Origin of the sequence: Polyangium mundeleinium (genome assembly GCF_028369105.1) — a bacterium.
GTDB lineage: Bacteria > Myxococcota_A > Polyangia > Polyangiales > Polyangiaceae > Polyangium > Polyangium mundeleinium.
The window spans coordinates 3,625,843-3,644,997 of sequence record NZ_JAQNDO010000001.1; the positions used below are offsets into that span (position 1 = coordinate 3,625,843).

A 19,155-nucleotide genomic window follows, 5' to 3' on the forward strand; every position below is an offset into this window, starting at 1 on the left:
CTCCAACCAATTTGGGCCCGTCCGTCAGATGCGGTACGTCCGTTCGATCGCGTGTACGAAGAGCGGCGCGACAGACTCGATGGCGCTGCCTGCGAGCTGCTGGCTGCCGGGGTGCGAGTCGGTGCCGAGGATGTGCTCGAACATGCCGCTCGCCCGGAGTTTTTCGAGGGCGCCGGGGGGCAGGACGAGGTGGCTCGCGACGGCGTGGCAGCGCGTCGCGCCGGCCGCGAGGTAGGCCGCGGCGGCCTGGATGAGCGAGGATCCCGTGCGGATCATGTCGTCGTAGATGACGACCTCGCGGCCGCGGACGTCGGCGTTGACGCCCGTGACGGCGAGCTTGCCGGTATCGGGATCGCGGCGCTTGTAGACGAACGCGGGCTCGACATCGAGGTCACGCGCGAGGCTCTGGACCCACTTGGCGCGGCCGGCGTCGGTGGCGCCGAGCAGGTACGAGCGGCCGTCCATGGTGCGCTGGATGAGCTTCGTGACGAGCGACGCGCCGTAGAGGTGGTGGGTGACGTGGCTGTCGCCGAAGTAGTAGGGGATGCCGTCGGTGTGGAGGTCGAAGAGGTAGACGCGCGTGCCGCCCTCGCAGGGCGGGATGGCCGAGACGAGGCGGGCGCGGGTCTTCGCGGTGACGACCTCGCCGGGCTGGACGGCGCGCTCCATGGTCGCGTAGCCGAAATACGGCATGACGATGGAGAGGGAGCGGGCGCCGCCGGTGCTGATGGCGCAGCCGAGGTCGTAGAGCTCGAGCCAGTCGAGGTCGGTCGGGGTGCCGCCGAGCAAGACGACGTCGCGGCCCCACGGGTCCTCGGCGACGCGAAGGTAACGCTCGCCGTCGGGGAAGGTCTTGTGCACGATCTCGCCGCGGTCGAGCTCGCCGGCCGCGAGGAAACGGGGCTCGAGGTAGGCATACGAGGAGATCGTGAAGAGGAGCTTCCGGGCCATCGTGGGGTCCTTCTGGTCCATCTGTGCGCGGGTGTCACGTGCCAAGGCGTGTCCGGGCTTTGCACAGGGGGGTGGTCGGTGTAGACGGGAAGTGATGGAAGGCACGTCGGCTCGCGAACGTGGCAGCGCCGCGCTGGGCGCCGGATGGCTCCTCGTGGTGGGGCTCTTCGCCTCCTCGGGGGCGGCCCAGCCTGCCCAGGAGAGCGAGGAGCAGAAGAAGAACATCGCTCGCGGCTACGTGATCTCGGGCGACGAGGCCTTCGAGCAGGGGGACATGGCGCGCGCGCTCGATCGGTACGAGCGGGCCGAGCGGCTGATACCGGCGCCCACGGTGCGCCTGCGCATCGCGCGTGTGCTGGCCAAGCAGGGCAAGCTCGTCGAGGCGCGCGTGAAGTACAAGGCGGCTGCGACGGCGGATGTCGCATCGGACGCGCCGGACGTATTCTTCAAGGCGGTGGTCGAGGCGCAGAAGGAGCTCGCGGCGCTCGAGCCGAGGATCCCGTCGGTGCAGATCGACGCACCTTCCGGCGCGGGCGGGGCCACGATCGACAAGACGATCCTCGAGGACAGCGCGCTCGGCGCGCCGATCCCGGTGAACCCGGGGCCCCACACGATTGAGCTCCCTTGCTGCGGGATCCAGACGACATCGCCGAAGGAGGGCGAGCGCGTGCGGCTCACGTTCACGGTGCGGCCGACCGAGGCGCCCGCGTCGTCGGCCGCCGGCCCCAGTGTCCGGCTGATTGCGGGCCTGTCGACGCTGGGGGTGGGCGTCGTGTCGCTGGGGGTGGGATTCGTGGGGGTGGGGATGGTCCAGGCGGCGAATTCGGACCCGACCTTCGAGAAGGCTCGGTCTCTGTATGGCGTGCAAGACAACGTCTGCGATCTCGCCGCGGGCAGCGAGCCGCTGGTGCCGGGCGTGAACAGGGAGGGGGTTCTCGACGCCTGCAATCGAGGTGATACGGGCAGGCTCCTGCAGCTCGTGTTTTTCCCGGTCGCCGGGCTTGTGACCGGCGTCGGCATCTACCTCCTCGCGACGAGCGGCCGGGGCGACAAGAAGCCCGCGTCGAGTCGGGTCGAGGTGCTTCCGACCGTGGGGAAGGGGTACGGCGGGCTTCTCGTGCAAGGTTCTTTTTGAGGGCCGCGATGGGGAGCGCGCGCCGTCGTGACGCTCGTGCCGGCGCTTTCGTGTCGATGGTGGCGCTTTCCGCGATGATGGTGCCCGGCAATGCGCGCGCGGACGAGCCGGGGGCCGGATGGGATGGACGGTTCGTCGTGGGGATGAGCGCGATCGGGGTATCGGCGGTGTCGCTGGGGTTCGGGATCCTGTCGACGTACCAGGTGCACGAGGCGAATGAGGTGATGCGAGCGAGCGCATTCGCGGCGCAGTTCACGCACAAGCAAAACGTGTGCGTGGCGGCGGAGACGTCGGCGGATCCGGGGGCGGGGGTCATCCGGGAGACGTGCGCGCGGGGGAATACGTGGAACACGTTGCAGTACGTGATGTATGGGCTGCACGTGGGGGCAGCGTTCGCGGGGGCTTATCTGGTCGTGACGAGTATCATCCCGGCGGAGAAGAAGGCCGCGGCGGGGAGCGGGGTCGCGGTGGTGCCGGTGGTTTCGGCAGGGTATGGCGGGGTGGTGGTGAGCGGGGCGTTTTGAGGCGTCAGCGGATGGGGCGGATGTGGTCGATCCGTCGGTCGTGGAGGATCTCGTAGGTGGCCTTCAGCGTGACCGACTCGCCGGGCTGCATGATCTCCGTGCAATAAAATCTGTTCCCGAGGCGCAGGCAGTCTCCCATTCCCAGTTCGGTCGCCGGTCGTTGGACTCCCTGGCCCCACCAGTTTTTCTCCTTCAGGGCCGATTCGGGCACATCACAGGCAAACGTCACGTCTGCGATTGGCGGGTCCCTGAGAAGCACATGATGCAGGTAAATATGGCAGCCGTTCACGCGCGTCGGCTTTTTCAGTTCGAGCGTGACCTCGGAGGGCTCGCCGCGCGCGCAGGAAGCGAGCGCGAGGGCCACGCAAATGCAGAGGGAGCTTCGCAAGGCACCTCGACGGCGGCAGGAGGTCATCGGATCGGCCGGAGATGATCGCCCCGTCGGTGCGTGATCTCGTAGGTCGCCTTGAGCGTGACCGACTCTCCAGGTTTGATTGTCTCCATGCAGTAGAATCTATTGCCAAGACGCAGGCAGTCGCCCACGTACATGCCGGTCCACGGGCGTTTCGAGCCTTCCCCCCACCAGTTCTTTTCGTTCAGGGCCGACTCCGGTACGTCACACGCATAGGTCAGGTACGCAACGAGCGGATCCTGGAGGAGCGCCTCGTCCAAAAAGACGTTGCAATCGTTCACGCGTGTTGGCTTTTCCAGGTTGAGCGTGACCTTGGAGGGCTCGCCATGTGTGCATGCCGAGAGCATACCCGCGATGATGATCAGAATGGAGAGTCGCATGGTCGGATTCCTGACACGAGTCATTAGTCACACTGGTCGAAGCGTAGCTTTTCCTGCGCACAGTCGACGCACTTCCGACGCAGCTCGTTGCAACAGTCGTTGCACCCCGATTGGGCGCCAGGGTGGCCACAACTGTTGTGACAAAGAGTGGTCTCCTCGTTGCACTTCACTGGATCCGCGCACTGAAACGCCGTCACGGTGGACCCACCACAACCCGTCAGCAAGCTCGCCAGGAGAACCACCGCCGAACCCACACGCATGAGCTTCGCCCCTCACCCCGCAGCCTGCCGGCCCTCTCCCGACGCGTCAACCTCTTTCCCCGCCTGGATCGCCCCTCGCGCCCGGCGCAACCGCCCCGATCCACGCCTCGATCCGCCCCGTCACGTCGCACAACCGCCTCCCTCGCGACCTCGATCGCACCACGCGCCTCACGCAACCGGCTCCCTCGCGACCTCGATCGACCCTCTCACCTCACGCAACCAGCTCCCTCGTGACCTCGATTGACCCGCGCACCTCACGCAACCGGGTCGATCGAGACCTTGATCGACCCAGTTGCGCAGTCTACCTCACGAATCCTCGCCCTCCGGACCCTCGTCCGTGGAATCTGCCTCACGCTTCCGCTTCGGCCGCGTCGCCTCCAGGAAGGCCGCGACACGCTTCGGTTGCCCCGGGAAGAGCTTCTTCAGGTCACCTTCGAGCCGGTCGAGCTCCAGGTTGATGTCCTCCACGTAAAGCTCCTCCGACGTGCCCTGCAAGGCCAGCGCGCGCAGCCTGTCCGCGCGCTCCGTCGCGGTCCCGTCGAGCTTGTTCGTCACCGACCCGAGCCGCAGCGTCCATTGCAATGCGAGCGGCTCGTCCGGGTTCCGCCCGAGCTCGTCGAGCCACGCGCGCCCCTGCTTCACCTCACGATCGATCCCGAACGCCTGCGCCGCCGACGGCGAGACGTCCTTGAAAAACCGCGTATAGGGCGCCGCGTCCCTCCGGCCCCCCGTCTTGTCCACGACGTCCCTGCCAAACGCCGCGACCTCCGGATCCCATTGCGCATCCGCGACCGCGAGCCGCGCCCGCGCGCGGCCAAGGGCACGCTCCAGCTTGCGGCGCTCCGCCGAAAGCGTGTCGCCCCTGGCCGTGAGCGATTCCCACAAGGGCGCGAGGTGCTTCGTGGTTTCGTCGCTGGCGAGGCCGTCGGCGATGGAGGCGCAAATGTCGGCGGCAGACTGTGCAGAGGTGTTCGTGCGTAGGTGGGTAGCCATGTGTGGAAGGTAACTGGTGCGGCGGGGGAGGTGTCAAGAGGGAAGGAGGACCGTTCCGAGGGCCTCTTGGTCCCCCTCCCGTGGGCCGCCGGTCCAGGGCGGCGGCGTCGGGCCTCGTGCTCGCCCTGCACCGTTGCCCGGCGCCGCCGTCCTGGGCCGGCGGTCTTTTTTATGGGCGAACGCGCGGCTCCGGTCGCGACAGCGCCGCTCCCGGAGCCGTGGGCGTCACTGATTTCGTGGCATTCTCCGCATAAAGAGCCAGCGCCGAGCGCCCCTTGCGCGGCGCCGGCATTCCGCGGTTCAGATGGACGTCGGGCGCCCTTCGCGGCAGGGGAGGTGTCTCCCGCAGGAGCGCCGAGACGCGCGGGATTGCGACGGCCTCGCCGTCGTGGTCCGGCGGAAGGGGTCGGGCTGCGGAGGCACAGGCGCGCGCGGGGGGCGCGCCGGGCATTGCATGGGGATTCGGAGAGGGCGTGGACGCGAGCACGAGAGCCGCCGCGCCCGTGCCCAGGAGCGCCCGCGTAGGCGCGCGGAGAGCCATTCGCGCGAGCCTTTGCCACGCGGCCCCGAGCCGCGCGCGAGCGTCGCGGGCAAACAGGGCGATGAGCAAGAAGGGCACGAGGGCGAAGGGCGGCCGGCGGCCGGGCCGCATCTCGTCCATCCGCACGAGCCGTTTGCGCATCGACCGCAGCGCCTTGGAGATTCGTGAAAAGACCGTGCTCGGGGCCATCGCCTGCTCGACCGCGATGTCGCGAATGCCTTGGTCGTGGATCACGTGCTCGAGGATCAGGTGACGTCGCGCGTCGTCGAGCTCTCCGAACACAATCGCGAGCCTCGCATGCTCCTCCAGGACGAAGGCCGTACCCGACGGGTCGGGCGCGTTCTCCAGGGCCTCCTGATCGAAGACGATATCAGGCGCGTTCCTCTGTTTCCTCAGATGGCGGAGCGTGATGTTTTTCACGATGGAACATAACCACTTGCTCATCCCCTCGCGATCCGCTGGATCCGGGCGTTTTGATTTCGGCTTGCTACAGGCGACCAGAAATGCATCATTGACCAGGTCGGCGACATGAGCACGATTCGCGCCCAATCGACGCGCCACGCTCCGCATCTGCGTGATGTAGTGAGCGAAATCCTCCGCCGAGATGACCACGTCGGTCGAGGTCGTCGGGCGGGCGGTGGGGCGGTGCTGGGCCTGCATGTCTGTAAATCCCAGCAGGGGGACTTTTGTCCGAAAGAAATCGACCGCGGGGTCCAAAAACTCTTCCGGTCCGCTGGACGCGGAAGGTGGTTCGCGTGACGTGGCGTCCTGCGGCCCGCTCGCTCCTGGCCCTCGCGGCCTGGATGATGGCGCCGTCCTCGGCGAACGCCGACGAGCTGCTCCATCACCGCCTGGCGTTCGAGGGGGATCGGTCGTTGCCGCTGTGTGACCAGGCGCTCAAGTTCAAGGCGCTGCTCGTCGAGCGGGTGCCGTTCACGGTCTTCGACCCACCGACGCCCCGTACGCTCGTCGTGCGGGTGCGGCGCGCGCCGAACGGCGACAAGACGGCGGACGTCTCCGTCAAGGACGAGGCGGGGCAGGTGCTCGCCACGGACACCCACGTGTACGAGCCCACGACCGAGTGCTTCGAGGTGCTCTACTGGACGGCGATCGACGCGGCGAAGCTGATGCGCGCGACCGGGACGGTGGCGGCGCCGGAGGAACCACCGGCCCCGCCGGCTCCGCCGGAGCCTCCCCCGAGCCCGGCGCCTCCGCCCTCACCGCCGCCCAAGCCTGCCCGCGAGCCCGAGAGATCGGCGCCCGTGCCGAGCGTCGCGCCGCGGCGGTACTTCCTGGGGGGCGGGGCCTCGGTTGCGTACAACCTCGCGCCGGAGATCGTGGTGGGGCCGCGCTTGTTGTTCGGGATCGAGCGCGGGGCGTTCGTCGGCGAGGTGGACGCGAGGTGGTTGCCGTTGCTGGAGACGCGGCCGGCTGGCGACACGGCGCTGGAGGTTCACACGATGTCCGCCTCTATCGCGGGATGCCTGAAGCGGGACTGGCTGCTCGGGTGCGGCATCCTGATGGGCGGCGCAGCGCGCATCCACATCTTGCACCGCGAGAACTACGAGCTGGTGTACGGCGGGTTTTTCGGGGTGGGCATCCGCGGAGCCGTCGAGGCGCCACTGACGACGTCGATCACAGTTCGCATCGATGCGGAGGGGGTGTGGACACCACGCCCCATCAGCGTTGATGCAGGCTGGTACGGCTTCCCGGAGTTGCTGCCGCTCCACGTGAGCGGCGGAGCCTCTATCGTGTACGCGATCAAGTGACCGTCATGTCGTGACCGCCGGACAGCATACCGTTATGGGTTTGTCAAGGGACAGTTCACCGACGACCTCTCCGCCGCTCGGGATGCAGGTGCCCTTCGTATAATTGAGGAGCTCGGCTGTCTTCCCACTGAGCGGGGCCCCGGGCATGACGTCGTTGCACGGCGCCGTCATCCCTGCCGTGACCTGTCCGCCTGTCTGATAGTCGGTGCAGGCAGGCGCGCCGAAGGCGGACCACAACACCGCGCACGTCCCTCCCGTCGACGGGCCGCAGGTGCAAGTCGAGCACTCGCGTTTGTCCTTCACCACGCCGTAGAGAACATGCCGCTCCCCGGTCCACCCCTCGGGGCAGAGGTGCTCCCCCTCCTTGAAGATACAAGAGGCGTAGTCGTCACCGGCCGGCCCACAGACCTTCCCGCTTTGCCCAGCGCAGCTCGGCCAGGGCTCGGCGCTCGTACACACCCGGCCGAGGGGGGTTTCCGGTCCGCCGTTCCAGAACTTGGCAGGGGGCTCGACGGGATCCCCCTTCACGTGCGCCTTGCACGGCTGCTCCTCGATCACCGGAGGCGAGATGGTGATCGACCGGACGCACGGCACGCCGCCGCAGAGTGTCGAGGAAAGGATTGCCTTCTCCTGGTTGCAGGTCCCATCCCAGCCAACCGAGGGATCAAAGTTTGTCTTGACACCCCCGCCTGGGCATGCCTGCGAGTCGACCGTCCACGTCTGCGGCAGCGTGCACGTCCCCTCGGGCTCGTCACAGGAGCACTCGCCACAAAGAAGAGGAGGCGGCGCGGGCGTGCCCTCGAACGCGACGATCGGCATGTTGCCCGGGCACGGCGGCGGTTCGCGCCAGTCGGAGAAGAACGCTGCGTGCCTCCAGTCTTCGGGGGACTCGGGAACGCAGACGCCGTCCGCGCAGAGGGACATGCCGCCATCCTCTTCGCCTCCGTCCGCGCCTCCGTCCGAGCACCTCGGCGGCCGTGGTGGCGGGCCGTCGCATGCGTTCGGGCACTCCCACGGGATCGGTTTGGGCTTGTTGTACCCTGGAAAGTCCGGGTCCGGGCACGCCTCGGGGAGAGGACAGGGGCAGCAATAGGGGTCGTAGGCGACTTCACGGGGGCAGTCCGCGAGGTTGCCGTTCTCCCCGCAGCCGAGGAAGCCAACCCCCGCACCCATCCCTGCGAACACCAGCAGAACACCGAAGCGGATAAAATTTCGCATGTACGTCTCCTTCTTATTGGGTTGACTCCGCTGGAGGTTTCCCACCGAGGTCCCGGACCACCTGGAGCTCCGACGGCCCCACGCGCACCGCCGCCGATGCGGAAGAAGCCGGCGAAATCCGGACGATGATGGGCTTGCCGGATCGGGGTGGGCTCTTCACCGGCGAGGCAGAGGGCGCAGAACTCGCGCTCGCGCTCGCACTCGGACTTGGCGCGACGGGCTCCGGCAACGCGTTCAGCGCATCACACGACCACGCGCCGAAGAGCACATGCGCGCGGCTGCAACGGACGTCGACGGTGCCGCCGGTCGTGTTGACCTGGAGCGTGTGCGCCCACGGCACACGCTCCCACTTCATCGGCACCGCCTCGCACCCGCGAGGTTGCCCCATGCAGGCGGTTTCACTCGCCAACCGATCGACCTCGATCGTCGAGGCGAACACGTTCACGATGCCGAGGATGGTCGCCGTGCAGAAGAGCCCTCCAAGGAGGAGCTCGATCCAGAAGACGACCCAGGCAGACGTTCCGTTTATCTGCACGCGTACATGTGGTTGTTGTTGCTGCTCTTTCATCACGACCCCCATCAGCGCGAGCAGGCGTCACGCCTGTCCGCCTCGAAATACGTCAGGACACAACACAACGTGATCTCGCTCTGCGGCGCGCCGTTCTCGTCGAGCTCCACCGTCGGCGGGCCGTTTGGCTCGTACGTACAGGAGGCATTCCGCTGCGGCGCGACGGGAATGAGCCCGCGGATGGGCCATCCCCTCGGACAAGCATGGACGCCAGGCCGCCGTACGCACCGCATAGCTTCGTCCGGCAGCCGTAGGTGAGGGCCGAAGGTCCTCGCGACCTGTCTCGGCGCGTGAAGGATCGCCTCTTCTTCGCGGCTCGGCGCGCACGCGGCGACCACGAGGAGCGGCACGAGGAAGAGGGCTGTGAGACACGGAAGCAACCTCGAGGAGAGTGCTGATGAAACCATGTTCCAGGTCAAACTCGTACCCAGAAAAACCCGCCTCCGCAATCCGTTTCTGATGCACGTTGCATTTGTCCCGGACCCTCCGACAAACTCCCACATCCCCCGCGGCCCGCCACGCCCCCGCCGCCCACCGGGATCGCCCCTCTCGCCTCCCGCCCCGGATGTGCTCTCCCGCCCGCCGCGCGCGGGGCCTTCATGCCGCGCCCCACTTCCGCTAGGCTCGACACCACGGTGTCCTCTCCGCTCCTCGTCCTCCACCTCTCGGACCTGCATTTCGGCCCGCATGGTCGCTTCGGGGGCCAGGACGGCGAGCGGCTCGCTTCGCGTTTCGCCGCGGCGATCGACGCCGCGCGGGAGGAGCAGGGCATTCGGCAGGGCGTGGGGCTCGTCGTGGTCACGGGCGACATCGCCGAGGCCGCGCGCAAGAACGAATACGAGGCCGCGCTCGGGTTTTTTGGGCACCTCGACGCCGAGCTCCGCGTGCCGCGGGATCGGTTCGTGTTCGTCCCCGGAAACCACGACGTCTCCTGGGCCGAGACACGCAAGGTACAGATCGAGCAGGACGACGAGGGCTTCGACGAGGCCGAGCTCGAGCGCCGCCTCGACCTCGTGCGCCTCGCGCGCTTCGAGGCGTTCGTCGCGGCGTTCCACGGCCGCCCGCGCGCCGAGCTGCCGAACGTGACCTCGATCGGCCACGGCGCCGTCGTGCACCATTTCGCCCTGCCGGACGGCGGGATCGCCGTCGCCGCGCTGAACTCGTGCGAGCGCGAGTCCCACGCGCGCCAGGGCGGCTCGTTCGGGGAGGCGCAAGCCCAGCGCTTGCTCGATCATCTGCGCGGGTTGCCGCCGTCGTGGATGTCGATCCTCGCCGTGCACCACAACCCGATCACGCCGGTGCCCGAGGCCGTGGCGAGCTGGGTGGAATGGCTGCGGGGCCACCCTGGGCCACTCAAGCCCGAGACGATCGAGCATTTCGCCGCCGACGCGGCCGGCTTCGAAGGCAAGGAGCGCCTGCGCGCCGTGACCGAGGACGCGCGCGTCTCGGTGGTGCTGCACGGGCATCACCACGGCGCCGATGCCCACGCGTTCCCCTTCCGGCGCGGGGAGAAGGGGCACACGCTGGTGCTCTCGTCCGGAAGCTGGGGGCTCTCGCCCGAGAAGCTGCCCGAGAGCCAGCCCGCCATGGTGCACCTCCTGGAGCTCGATCCAGCGCGGCGGCAAGCGCGGTCGATCCTGCGGATCTACGCGCCCCGCGCCCGCGCCGAGGGGCAGGTCGAGCCGGGGACGTTCGCCGTGGATCCGGCGAGCCCACGCGGCGCCACGCTCGATCTGTACGTGCCGAAAGGGTTTGGCGAGGAGACACAGGCCGCGGCTGCGTTCGAGGGGGCCGAGGTCGTGGCGTTCGTCGAGGCGTATCGACGGCGGTTCGGGGCGCGGTACGTGCGCTGGGACCTCGGCGGCGTGGGCGTGACGCAGCCGAGCGGGGGCGGGCCGCCCGTGGAGGCGCGGCTCGACGAGATGTTCGTGCCGCCGCGGCTCGGGGCGAATACGGATCCGGGGCGGCTCGACGAGGGGGCGCCGCTCGATCCGTTCGCGCTCGTCACGCGGGCAGCGCCGCTCGTGATTCGTGGGCCGGCCGGCTGCGGAAAGACCACGATCCTGCGCCATTGTTTTCGCAAGCTGCTCGCCGAGGGAGGCAAGACGTGTGTCCCGTTTCTGATCGAGCTGCGTGAGCTCGGGCGCGCCTGGGAGCGCGCCACGCCGAGCGAGCGGACGCTCGAAGCCTACCTCGCCGCGCGCCTCGCCGAGGTGCGGGGGCAAGACGAACGGAGGACGCTGGCGGCGCTTTTTGACGCGCCCACGGGGCCGCGGCCGATTTTGCTCGTCGACGGCTGGGACGAGCTCGGGGATCTCGGCAATGAGGTGCGCGAGAAATTGATGGGGCTGCTCCATACGTCGCCGCGGGTGCTCGCGGTCGTGACGAGCCGGCCTTATGGCGAGAGCCGGCCTTCGAGCGCCGAGGGGTTCGACGTGCTCGACGTGCAGCCGCTCGCGGACGAGGAAATCGCCACGTTCGCGGCGCGGTTCCACCGGCGCGTGCACGGCGAGGACGAGGCGGCCGCCCGCGCGGCGAGCGAGCGCTTTTTATGGGCCGTCGCGGCGAGCGCGGAGGCCCAGGCGCTCGCGCGGACGGCGCTCTTGCTCGTGATGATGCTCTTCGTGCACCGGTCGAGGCCGCTGCCGGACAAACGGCACGAGCTGTATCGCGTCTGCCTCGACAACCTGCTTTCGGCGCGACCGCGGGCGAAGGAGGTGGAGGGGGCGCGGGCGCCTTCGGCGATGTTTCGGCCCGACGACGCGGCCGAGCGGATGCGCGCGGTCGCCGAGCTCGCGCACGGGATGCAGCAGAACGGATACCAGGAGCAGGGCCGGAGCGCGATCGTGCGCACGGAGGAGGAGCTCTGCGACCTCTTGCCGCGGCGGTATTCGAGCGAGCAGCGCCGCGGGTTTCTCGCGTGGCTCGTGTCGGCGGCGGGCGTGCTCGTGGATCGGGCGGACGGGACGTTCTCCTTTGCGCACCTGAGCTTCCAGGAATACCTCGTGGCGCATCATTGGGCCGCGGTGCTGGAGGGGCACCCCGCGCGGCTCGGGGTTTGCCGGACGTATTTGCGGCAGCTCGCGTTCTGGGAGACGCTCCGGCTCTGGGCGGCCATCGTGGAGGACCGGAACCCGGAGCACCTTTCGGCCCTGCTCGCGGACCTGATGGGCGGGTGGGAGGCCGACGGGTTTTGGCTCGCGGGGGTCATGTTCGCCGACGGGCTCGGCGAGGAGCAATTCGAGGCGTGGTGCGCGCTCCTGCCCGAGCGGTTCCACGTGCACGAGCAGGTGCGCGCGTCCGCGGCGGCGCGGGCCTGGGCGACGAGCCAGCAGGAGGGGCGGCGGCAGCGGCTCGCAGCAGCGTGGCCCGAGATCGCGTCGCGGACGCGCTGGCTTCCCGGGGTGATCGCGGCGCGGTGGTGGCAGGAGGCGCGGCTCGGGCGGGAGGAGGCGGAGCCGCCGGCGATGTCGCGGCTCCTCTCGGCGGCGGGGGAGGGGCAAGGCGTGGCGCGCGGCCGGGCGCTCGGCGGATCGAGCCCGGTTTGGCCGGGTGATCCCCCGGAGCTCTCGTTGCTGCATTTGTGGCCCGGTCCGCGCGGGCCCGCGGCGGCGCGGCTGCAAACGTTGATTTCGCTCGGAGGGCGGCGCGAGCACCTCGGGCGCGCGGCGCGGCGGGTGCTCGTGCCGGAGCGGGAGGAGCGGGATCTGGCGCGGCAGATGGCGCGATCGCTCGCGCGGTCGTGGGCGCGGGAGGCGGGGCACGACGACTGGGTGCGGACGTGGGCGCTCGATCTGGCGCGGGATTGGGCGATGGATCTGTCGCGCTCGTGGGCGCGGGAATGGGCGCGGGATTTCGCGCTGGATCTGGCGCGATACTGGGCGCGGTATCTGGCGCGATACTGGACGCGGGATCTGGCGCGGGACTGGGCGTTTGATCTGTCGCGTTACTGGGCCCGGGACTGGGCGCAGGACTGGGTGTTCGACATGGCCGTGGTATGGGCGGACGAGCTCGCCTTGCCGGAAGAGCCGTGGACGCTCGATTTCGTGGCCGTGGAGCTCGCGGGCATCGGCCGGGCCGGGACGCGCGCGGTGCTCGCCTTTTCGGAGCCGAAGGATCCGCTCTTGCGGCTCTTCCACGAGGCTTGCCGTCTTTCGTTGCGCCCGCGCTCTGCGTCGGCCCCGTTTCTCCGCGCGCTCGCCGAGATGCCCGAAGGAATCGATCCGCTCTGGCCTGCGCTCGCGCGGCACGTGGCGCGTCTCTCCACGCCCGAGGACGAGAGGCTTTTGTGTGACCTCGCCGAGCACCCGGAGAGCCGGGGAAAGCCGCTCTCCTGGGGCCTCAGGTATTACGTGCGGGGGGACCTCGTGCTCGACGACGGGACGGAGGTGCGGCTCGACGAGCTCTGCGACGAGGCGGGGATCGCGCGTCTGCCGTGGCTCACGCCCATGCCGGACGAGCTCGAGGTCGAGTTCGATTGAGGGTCATTGCCGCGCGACGCGGCCTGCAAGGAAGCAGGCCACGCCGCAGGCGGCCATGACGCCCGCCATCGGGCGCATCGAGCCGTCGTTCAAGAGGCCCACGAGGGACGACGCGAAGGCCGCGATCCCGAATTGAATCGAGCCGAGCACGGCGGAGGCGATCCCCGCGCGGCTGCCTTGCTCCTCCATCGCGAGCGCGGTCGCGTTCGGCCCGATGTAGCCGAGGCACGACATGAATCCAAAGAGGGACACGGCCACCGCGGGCAAACCGCCGGCGCCGGTCAGCGCGATGGCAACCAGGACCGCGCCCATCACGGCGAGCATGACCGCCCCGCGCGCGAGCAAGTGCCCCGGCGCGAAGCGCGCGAGGAGCCGGTGGTTCACCTGGGACGAGGCGATGAAGCCGAGCGCGTTCGCCCCGAAAAACCAGCCGTAGCGCTGGGGTGAGACGTGGAAGAGGTCGATCAGGACGAAAGGCGAGCCGGAGATGTACGCGAACATGCCCGCCTGCGAGAAGGCGCCCGTGAGCGTGTGCGCGACGAACGCGCGGTGGCCGAGGAGCGCGCGGACGTTGCGGGCGAGGGTACCGAGCTCGATGGTGATCCGCGTGGTCGAGGTCTCGGGCAGGGCGGTGGCCATGAGCGCGAGGCAGGCGGCGCCGAGGACGGTGAGGACGGCAAAAATGGTCCTCCAGCCCGCGAGGGCCAGCGTGAAGCCGCCGAGCAGCGGCGCCAGGATGGGCGCCGCGCCCATGACCAGGATGAGCATGGAGAGCAGCCGGGCCGCCGCCGGACCGACATAAAGATCCCGGACCACGGCGCGCATGATCACGGGCCCGGCGGCGCCGCCGAGCGCTTGCAGGAATCGGAGCGCGATGAGCGTCTCGACATTCGGCGCGAGCGAGCATCCGGCGGATGCGAGCACGTAGAGCGTGAGGCCGAAGTAGAGCGGGCGCTTGCGGCCGAAGCGGTCCGTGACCGGGCCATAAGCGAGCTGGCCGATCCCGAGGCCCGCGAAATACGCCGCGAGCGTGAGCTGTACGCTCGACGCGGTGGTCCCGAGATCCCGCTCGATCGAGGGCAAGCTCGGCAGGTACATGTCGATCGAGAGCGGGCCGAGCGCCGCGAGCGCGCCGAGGATGAGCGCGAGCAAGCCGGGCCGATCACGATACGGGGCACGAGCGTCGGAGGTGAGGGGGATCGTCATTCAACCCTTTTCGAGCGTCACGAGGACCGTCTTCAAATGGGCCTCCGCGCCGGGCTCCGGCGGGAAATCTTCCGGCTCGGGCCACTCTTTCACCTGCGCCGCGCCGCGCCCCGCGTCACGCGCGGCCTCCTGCAGGACGCGTTTGAACTTGGCGCGCGTGATCCCCTTGTGATTCGTGCACGCGAGGAGGCGGCCGCCTGGCGAAAGGACGCGGATCACGCTCGCCGCGAGCTTCTTGTAATCACTCTCCGCTGAGAAACGCGTCTGCTTCGTGGTCGCGAAGCTCGGCGGATCGAGGATCACGAGGTCGAACGGTCCTTCCTTTGCGGCGGTTTTCTCCAGCCATTTGATGGCGTCCGCCTCGACGAGCACGTGCGCCGCCGGATCGACGCCGATCCGGTCGAGGTTCCGCCGCGCCCATTCGAGCGCCCCGCGCGAGACGTCGACGCTCACCGTCCGCCGCGCGCCGCCTGCGGCCGCCGCCACCGTGAAGGGGCACGTGTACGCGAAGAGGTTCGCGACGGACAAACCAGGGGACATCTCCCGCACGCGGCGGCGGTTTTCCCTCTGGTCCAGGAAGATCCCGGTGGACAGACCGTCGCCGAGCCGCACCTCGTACGGCAAGCCGAGCTCGTGGACGATCATCGGATCGGACGCGGGCGCGCCGCGGACCGGGTCTTTCGGGGCGAACTGCGGCTCCCGGGCGTCGACGATGCGGCTCGCGTGTTTCGGCCGGATCTTGAGGTAGATGCCCGTCGGGCCGAGGCGGAAGGCTGCGTCGAGGAGTCGCTCCCGCGCGGCCTCGGCGTCCTCGTCGTAGAGCGAGACGACGAGGAAATCCCCATATCGATCCACGGTGACGCCGGGCAAACCGTCGCCCGCGGCATTCACCAGCCGGAACGCATCCGTGCCCGGGAGGCGCGCGATGCCCGCGCGGCGCTCGGCGGCTTCGCGCAAGCGGCGCTCGATGGCGTCCACGTCGGAGAGCCCTTCTTTTCCAGCGAGGTAATCGGAAAAGAAGGCGGGCACGGGCGCGCGGAGCGTGAGCGGGCGGCCGTCCCGCGGGTGGTCGAGGACGAGCTCTTCGAGGTGCAAGGCGAGCCGAGGGGCAGAATCACCACCGCGGGCGACGTCGCCGACGATCGGCGCTTGCTCGGCGCCGAGCTGGGCCGGCAGATCCACGGGGCAACCCGGCTCGGGCGTGAGCGCGAGCAAGGTGCGATCGCCGCGCCGGTCGAGGACACGGAAGTGCACGGTGGAGTCCTGGCCCGCCCGCGCGGAGGGCGGCAAGACACGATGGCCGCCCTCGCCCGGCGCGAGCCGATGCCGCAAGACGCCCTTGTCCGGCCCTTTGCCGCGGCCGAGCATGCCCGGCGTGCCGCGGACGAGCGCGACATAGGTACGGCGCGCGCGGCGGCGCTCGATTTGCTCGGCAATCGAGCGGTTCGCCTCCTTTCGGCGCGTGAAGACGAGCACGCCCGAGGCGTCCCGTTCGAGGCGCTGGTGGACGCCGAGATAGAGGGGCGCGCCCGGCTGGGTCGCCTCGTAATAGGCCGTGAGGCGGCGATGGACGTCGTCGCTGCGTTCGGGCGCGTGTGTCGGGACGAACGCGGGCTTGTCGACGGCGACGAGGTCGGGGTCCTCGTGGATCAGACGGCCCGGCGGGGAGAGCGGCCAGAGGTCGAGGGGCACGGCTTCAATTCTGGGTCACGTTGGTGCCCGGCGGAGGGGTGAAGGTGAACTCGGCGGGGTCGATCGTGGCGGGCTGGGTCGAGCCCTCGAAATCGAAGCGGTTCCGGTTGCCCTGGGCGTCGACGAGCATGACCCGGCGGATCACGCCCGGATCCTTCTTCTCCAGGAACGCCTTGTCGACGTAAAAATACACGGAGTCGTAATGGGGCGTCGCTTGCCGGGGTTTTCCGAGGAGGACGGGGCCGCCCTCGAACTTGGATTTGTCGTGGAACGCGAACGTGAACGAGGGCGCGAGCCCCTTGCCCATGAGGAAGGCGAGGGCGCCGGGGTACTCGGTCTTGTCCACGGGTTGCACGAACATCTGGTTGTCCTCGCCGATGTAGACCTTGAGCGTCGTGCCATCGGAGACGATACGATTTTTGCTCGGCGCGTCGTACCGGAAGGAGATCTTGTTCGGGCGCTCGAAAGAAAAGACGCCGGTCGATTTCTTCGTCGTGCCCGCGACCTTCTGCGTGTGCTCCTGCTTGAACTTCGCGAAAAAGGTCTTTTTGTCGAGGAAGACCTGGTCGATCGCCACGGCCACGGCGTCGGCCGAGCCAGGCGCAGGCGCCGCCGTGGGCGCGGGCGCCGCGGAGGCGGTCGCAGGCGGGGCGGCGGCGGAGGCAGAGGCGGTGGCCGTCGGGGGCGGGGCGGCGGCGGAGGCGGTCGCCGTCGCACGCGGGGAGGCGGGCGCGGCGGAAGCGGGCGTGGGGGGCGCGGCGGAAGCGGAAGCGGAAGCGGCGGCGGAAGCGGCGGCGGGCGCGGGCTCCTCGGTGGAGGCGGAGGCGGCGGCGCTCGGGGCGGGGGGGTGGGGGGCAGCGCCCCCCACGTTGGGCGATGCGGGCGTGGCGGACGAGGTCGGGAGCGTGCTCGGGGCCGGGTCGTCCTGGCAGGCGGCGAGGGCGAGGAGCAAGGCGGAGGTGGCGAGGAGCGGGCGCTTCGGCATGTCGATCGTCTCGGCTTGTAGCAAAGGACAGGAGGGGCGTCGTCGGGATCTTTCGGCGACGCGGCCCCGGGGGAACGGCGCGGGGGCCCCGGAGGTTACATGCGAGCCGAGGGGGCCATTCCACGGGCGAATCGGGTAGGATCGCCGTGATGGAGCAGCTCTTCGACCTTTCGTGGTGGCTCCGCATGCACGCGCGGGTGCTCTTCGCGGGCGCCGCCTTCGGGATGTACTGGATCGTGCAGGTCAAGAGCCAGTACATGGATGCGGAGATGTTCGCCTCCGTGGTCCGGAGGCTCATCGAGGCCGGCAACGTGCCACGCGCCCTCAAGCTCTCGAACGCGGGGCACCCCGTGCCGGTCTGCGTGGCCACGAAGGCAGCGATCCTCGCGGCCGCACGCGTGGGCGTGCAGGTGAGCGCGGCGCGGAGCGGATATCGAGGCGGGCCGAATGCAGCGCTCCCGCCGATCCTGACCGAGATCACCCGCGACTACGACGAAGCGTTCCGGAACGCTACGGCGCCGTTGTGGAAAGGGTTTTTCCTCGCGCTGCCGTCGCCGCTTCTGCTCGCGCTCGCCGCGTGGGGCTCGTTCGAGAGCCGGGGGTCCGCGTCCTTCACCTGGGGGATGGCCGTCGCCGCGACCGGGATCCTCGCGCTCGGGTATGCGGGGTATTGCCACGTCCAAATCGTGCTTTCGCGCGAGCGCGTGTTCCAACAACTCGCGCCGCTTTTCGAGAAAATCGCCCGGGACGGCGGGAGAGGTATCGAGGCGCAAGAACTGTCGATGGGCACGTGAGCCGTTTTCCCTCGCTCGGGCGTCTTCGGTTTGGCGCGTAATCACGCGTATCGGCCGGGCAGATGGCCCCGATTCACGAGGAGAATGGAAAATGATGGTCAAGAGGCAGCTCGCTCTGGTGCTCGTGTCCACAATGGCCCTGCTCGGTGTCGCTTGTGGGGGAGGCGAAATCCCGCAGGCCGACACGCCGCCGCCGCCGCCGCCGGCCGAGACCACGCCGGCCGAGACCACGCCGCCGCCCGCGACGACGGCCGCAGCGCCCGCCCCGGCCGAGGCAGCCCCGGCCCCCGCGCCCGAGCCCGCCCCCGCCCCGAAGCCCGGCAAGGAGCGAATCGTCGGTCAGTGGCAGTTCGATCTCTCGGGCGAGCCGCGCACGGCCGCCGAGGCCGAGGCCAAGAAGAAGGCCGGCAAGGACGAGAAGAAATACGCCGCGCTGATCAAGGAGGTCGAGGACGCCGCCGCCGGCGAGTGGATCGAGTTCACCGCCGATTCGATGTACGTTTCGCACATCACCGAGAAGGGCAAGGACAAGGTCATCCTCAAGGTGAAATACGAGGTCGCGAAGGACGAGAACGGGGCGATTGTCATGAAGCCCGCGGGCAAGGACGAGATCTCGAAGAAGGAGATGCCCAAGGATCTCGAAATCGCCGTTACTTTCAAGGATGACAAAACGATCGAGTTGAAGGACCCCAAGAAGAAGATGACGCTCGTCTTCAAGCGGAAGTCCTGATCCTGCTTTGGGCGCGCGCGCCTTGCGAAATGCTCTTCCCCCCTGCATGATCGTTCCTCCGGAAAACGGAAACCCCCGCCCGACGGAGGGATCATGACACCCGAGACGCACATCGCAGGCGAGCACCGGATCGAGCGCGAGGAGCCGGATCTCTTCGTGTATCGTTTCCCCTACGGAACGGCGACCGGCGCGCACGTCGAAGAGCTGAGCAAGCTCGAACGTCCCCTATGGGACGAAGGCGCGCCGCACGTCTACAACCTGGTCGTGCTCGGCGAGGAGCTCGCCATCTCGCCCGGCGCGATCACCGAGACGGCGAAGCTCTTTCGCACGTCGCCCCCGCGCACCGCAGCGTACGTGGCGCGCCGGTTCTTCCACCGCACGTCGATGGAGTTCCTCACGCGAATGATCCGCGCGTTCGGGGTGAACATGCACGGGAAGGTCTTCGACAACGAGGCGAGCGCGCGCGCATGGCTCGCGGAGCGGCGTCGGGTGCGCAACCGCAAGAGCGTGATGTAG

Annotated in this window: 17 protein-coding genes; 7 read left to right on the plus strand and 10 right to left on the minus strand. The window is 69.1% G+C overall.

Annotation, left to right across the window (positions count from 1 at the left end; translation table 11 throughout):
- Positions 1-24 precede the first annotated feature (24 nt).
- Entirely contained in the window at positions 25-951 is a 927-nt protein-coding gene (prs, locus tag POL67_RS14500) for a ribose-phosphate diphosphokinase (protein ID WP_271917943.1), read from the minus strand.
- A gap of 94 nt (positions 952-1,045) precedes the next feature.
- On the opposite strand from prs, the gene POL67_RS14505 reads away from it, so the two are divergent.
- Positions 1,046-2,086 carry a tetratricopeptide repeat protein gene (locus tag POL67_RS14505; RefSeq protein WP_271917944.1) on the plus strand — a complete coding sequence of 347 codons (1,041 nt, stop codon included), beginning with the start codon at positions 1,046-1,048 and terminating at the stop codon, positions 2,084-2,086.
- A 56-nt stretch (positions 2,087-2,142) separates the two neighbouring features.
- Positions 2,143-2,610, plus strand: coding sequence for a hypothetical protein (locus tag POL67_RS14510; RefSeq protein ID WP_271917945.1), 468 nt, complete (start codon positions 2,143-2,145; stop codon positions 2,608-2,610).
- A 4-nt stretch (positions 2,611-2,614) separates the two neighbouring features.
- On the opposite strand, the gene POL67_RS14515 is transcribed toward POL67_RS14510, so the two are convergent.
- The 4 genes from POL67_RS14515 to POL67_RS14530 all read right to left on the minus strand — a co-directional run bounded on the left by POL67_RS14515 (position 2,615) and on the right by POL67_RS14530 (position 5,856).
- The gene (locus POL67_RS14515; protein ID WP_271917946.1) at positions 2,615-2,998 is read right to left on the minus strand and encodes a hypothetical protein; all 384 of its coding nucleotides are present in this window, start codon (positions 2,996-2,998) and stop codon (positions 2,615-2,617) included.
- 23 nt (positions 2,999-3,021) lie between these two features.
- On the minus strand, positions 3,022-3,402 hold the full coding sequence (locus tag POL67_RS14520; RefSeq protein WP_271917947.1) for a hypothetical protein: 381 nt from the start codon (positions 3,400-3,402) through the stop codon (positions 3,022-3,024).
- A 566-nt stretch (positions 3,403-3,968) separates the two neighbouring features.
- Positions 3,969-4,655 (minus strand): hypothetical protein, encoded by a 687-nt coding sequence (locus POL67_RS14525; protein ID WP_271917948.1) that lies wholly within the window; start codon positions 4,653-4,655, stop codon positions 3,969-3,971.
- A 169-nt stretch (positions 4,656-4,824) separates the two neighbouring features.
- A complete protein-coding gene (locus tag POL67_RS14530; protein ID WP_271917949.1) occupies positions 4,825-5,856 on the minus strand; it encodes an RNA polymerase sigma factor in 1,032 nt (343 codons plus the stop codon).
- Between the two features lie 95 nt (positions 5,857-5,951).
- On the opposite strand from POL67_RS14530, the gene POL67_RS14535 reads away from it, so the two are divergent.
- On the plus strand, positions 5,952-6,965 hold the full coding sequence (locus POL67_RS14535) for a hypothetical protein (protein ID WP_271917950.1): 1,014 nt from the start codon (positions 5,952-5,954) through the stop codon (positions 6,963-6,965).
- A 3-nt stretch (positions 6,966-6,968) separates the two neighbouring features.
- Here POL67_RS14535 and POL67_RS14540 read toward each other — a convergent pair whose 3' ends face one another.
- Positions 6,969-8,183, minus strand: a complete 1,215-nt coding sequence (locus POL67_RS14540; RefSeq protein ID WP_271917951.1) for a hypothetical protein — start codon at positions 8,181-8,183, stop codon at positions 6,969-6,971.
- Positions 8,184-8,196: 13 nt separating this feature from the next.
- Positions 8,197-8,718: a hypothetical protein gene (locus tag POL67_RS14545; RefSeq protein ID WP_271917952.1), complete on the minus strand. Its 522-nt coding sequence runs from the start codon at positions 8,716-8,718 to the stop codon at positions 8,197-8,199.
- A gap of 668 nt (positions 8,719-9,386) precedes the next feature.
- Between POL67_RS14545 and POL67_RS14550 the strand changes: the two genes are divergently transcribed.
- A complete protein-coding gene (locus POL67_RS14550; protein ID WP_271917953.1) occupies positions 9,387-13,232 on the plus strand; it encodes an NACHT domain-containing protein in 3,846 nt (1,281 codons plus the stop codon).
- A 3-nt stretch (positions 13,233-13,235) separates the two neighbouring features.
- Here the strand turns inward: POL67_RS14550 and POL67_RS14555 are convergent, their stop codons facing one another.
- Genes POL67_RS14555 through POL67_RS14565 form a run of 3 tightly spaced genes read right to left on the minus strand, consistent with a single transcriptional unit; the run spans position 13,236 to position 17,115 of the window.
- Positions 13,236-14,438, minus strand: coding sequence for a Bcr/CflA family multidrug efflux MFS transporter (locus POL67_RS14555; RefSeq protein ID WP_271917954.1), 1,203 nt, complete (start codon positions 14,436-14,438; stop codon positions 13,236-13,238).
- Entirely contained in the window at positions 14,439-16,130 is a 1,692-nt protein-coding gene (locus POL67_RS14560; RefSeq protein WP_271917955.1) for an RluA/RlmK domain-containing protein, read from the minus strand.
- 4 nt (positions 16,131-16,134) lie between these two features.
- Positions 16,135-17,115 (minus strand): LolA family protein, encoded by a 981-nt coding sequence (locus tag POL67_RS14565; protein ID WP_271917956.1) that lies wholly within the window; start codon positions 17,113-17,115, stop codon positions 16,135-16,137.
- Between the two features lie 149 nt (positions 17,116-17,264).
- On the opposite strand from POL67_RS14565, the gene POL67_RS14570 reads away from it, so the two are divergent.
- The 3 genes from POL67_RS14570 (at position 17,265) to POL67_RS14580 (ending at position 19,155) form a co-directional block, all read left to right on the plus strand.
- A complete protein-coding gene (locus POL67_RS14570; protein ID WP_271917957.1) occupies positions 17,265-17,909 on the plus strand; it encodes a hypothetical protein in 645 nt (214 codons plus the stop codon).
- A gap of 91 nt (positions 17,910-18,000) precedes the next feature.
- Entirely contained in the window at positions 18,001-18,639 is a 639-nt protein-coding gene (locus POL67_RS14575; RefSeq protein ID WP_271917958.1) for a hypothetical protein, read from the plus strand.
- 93 nt (positions 18,640-18,732) lie between these two features.
- Positions 18,733-19,155, plus strand: coding sequence for a hypothetical protein (locus POL67_RS14580; protein ID WP_271917959.1), 423 nt, complete (start codon positions 18,733-18,735; stop codon positions 19,153-19,155).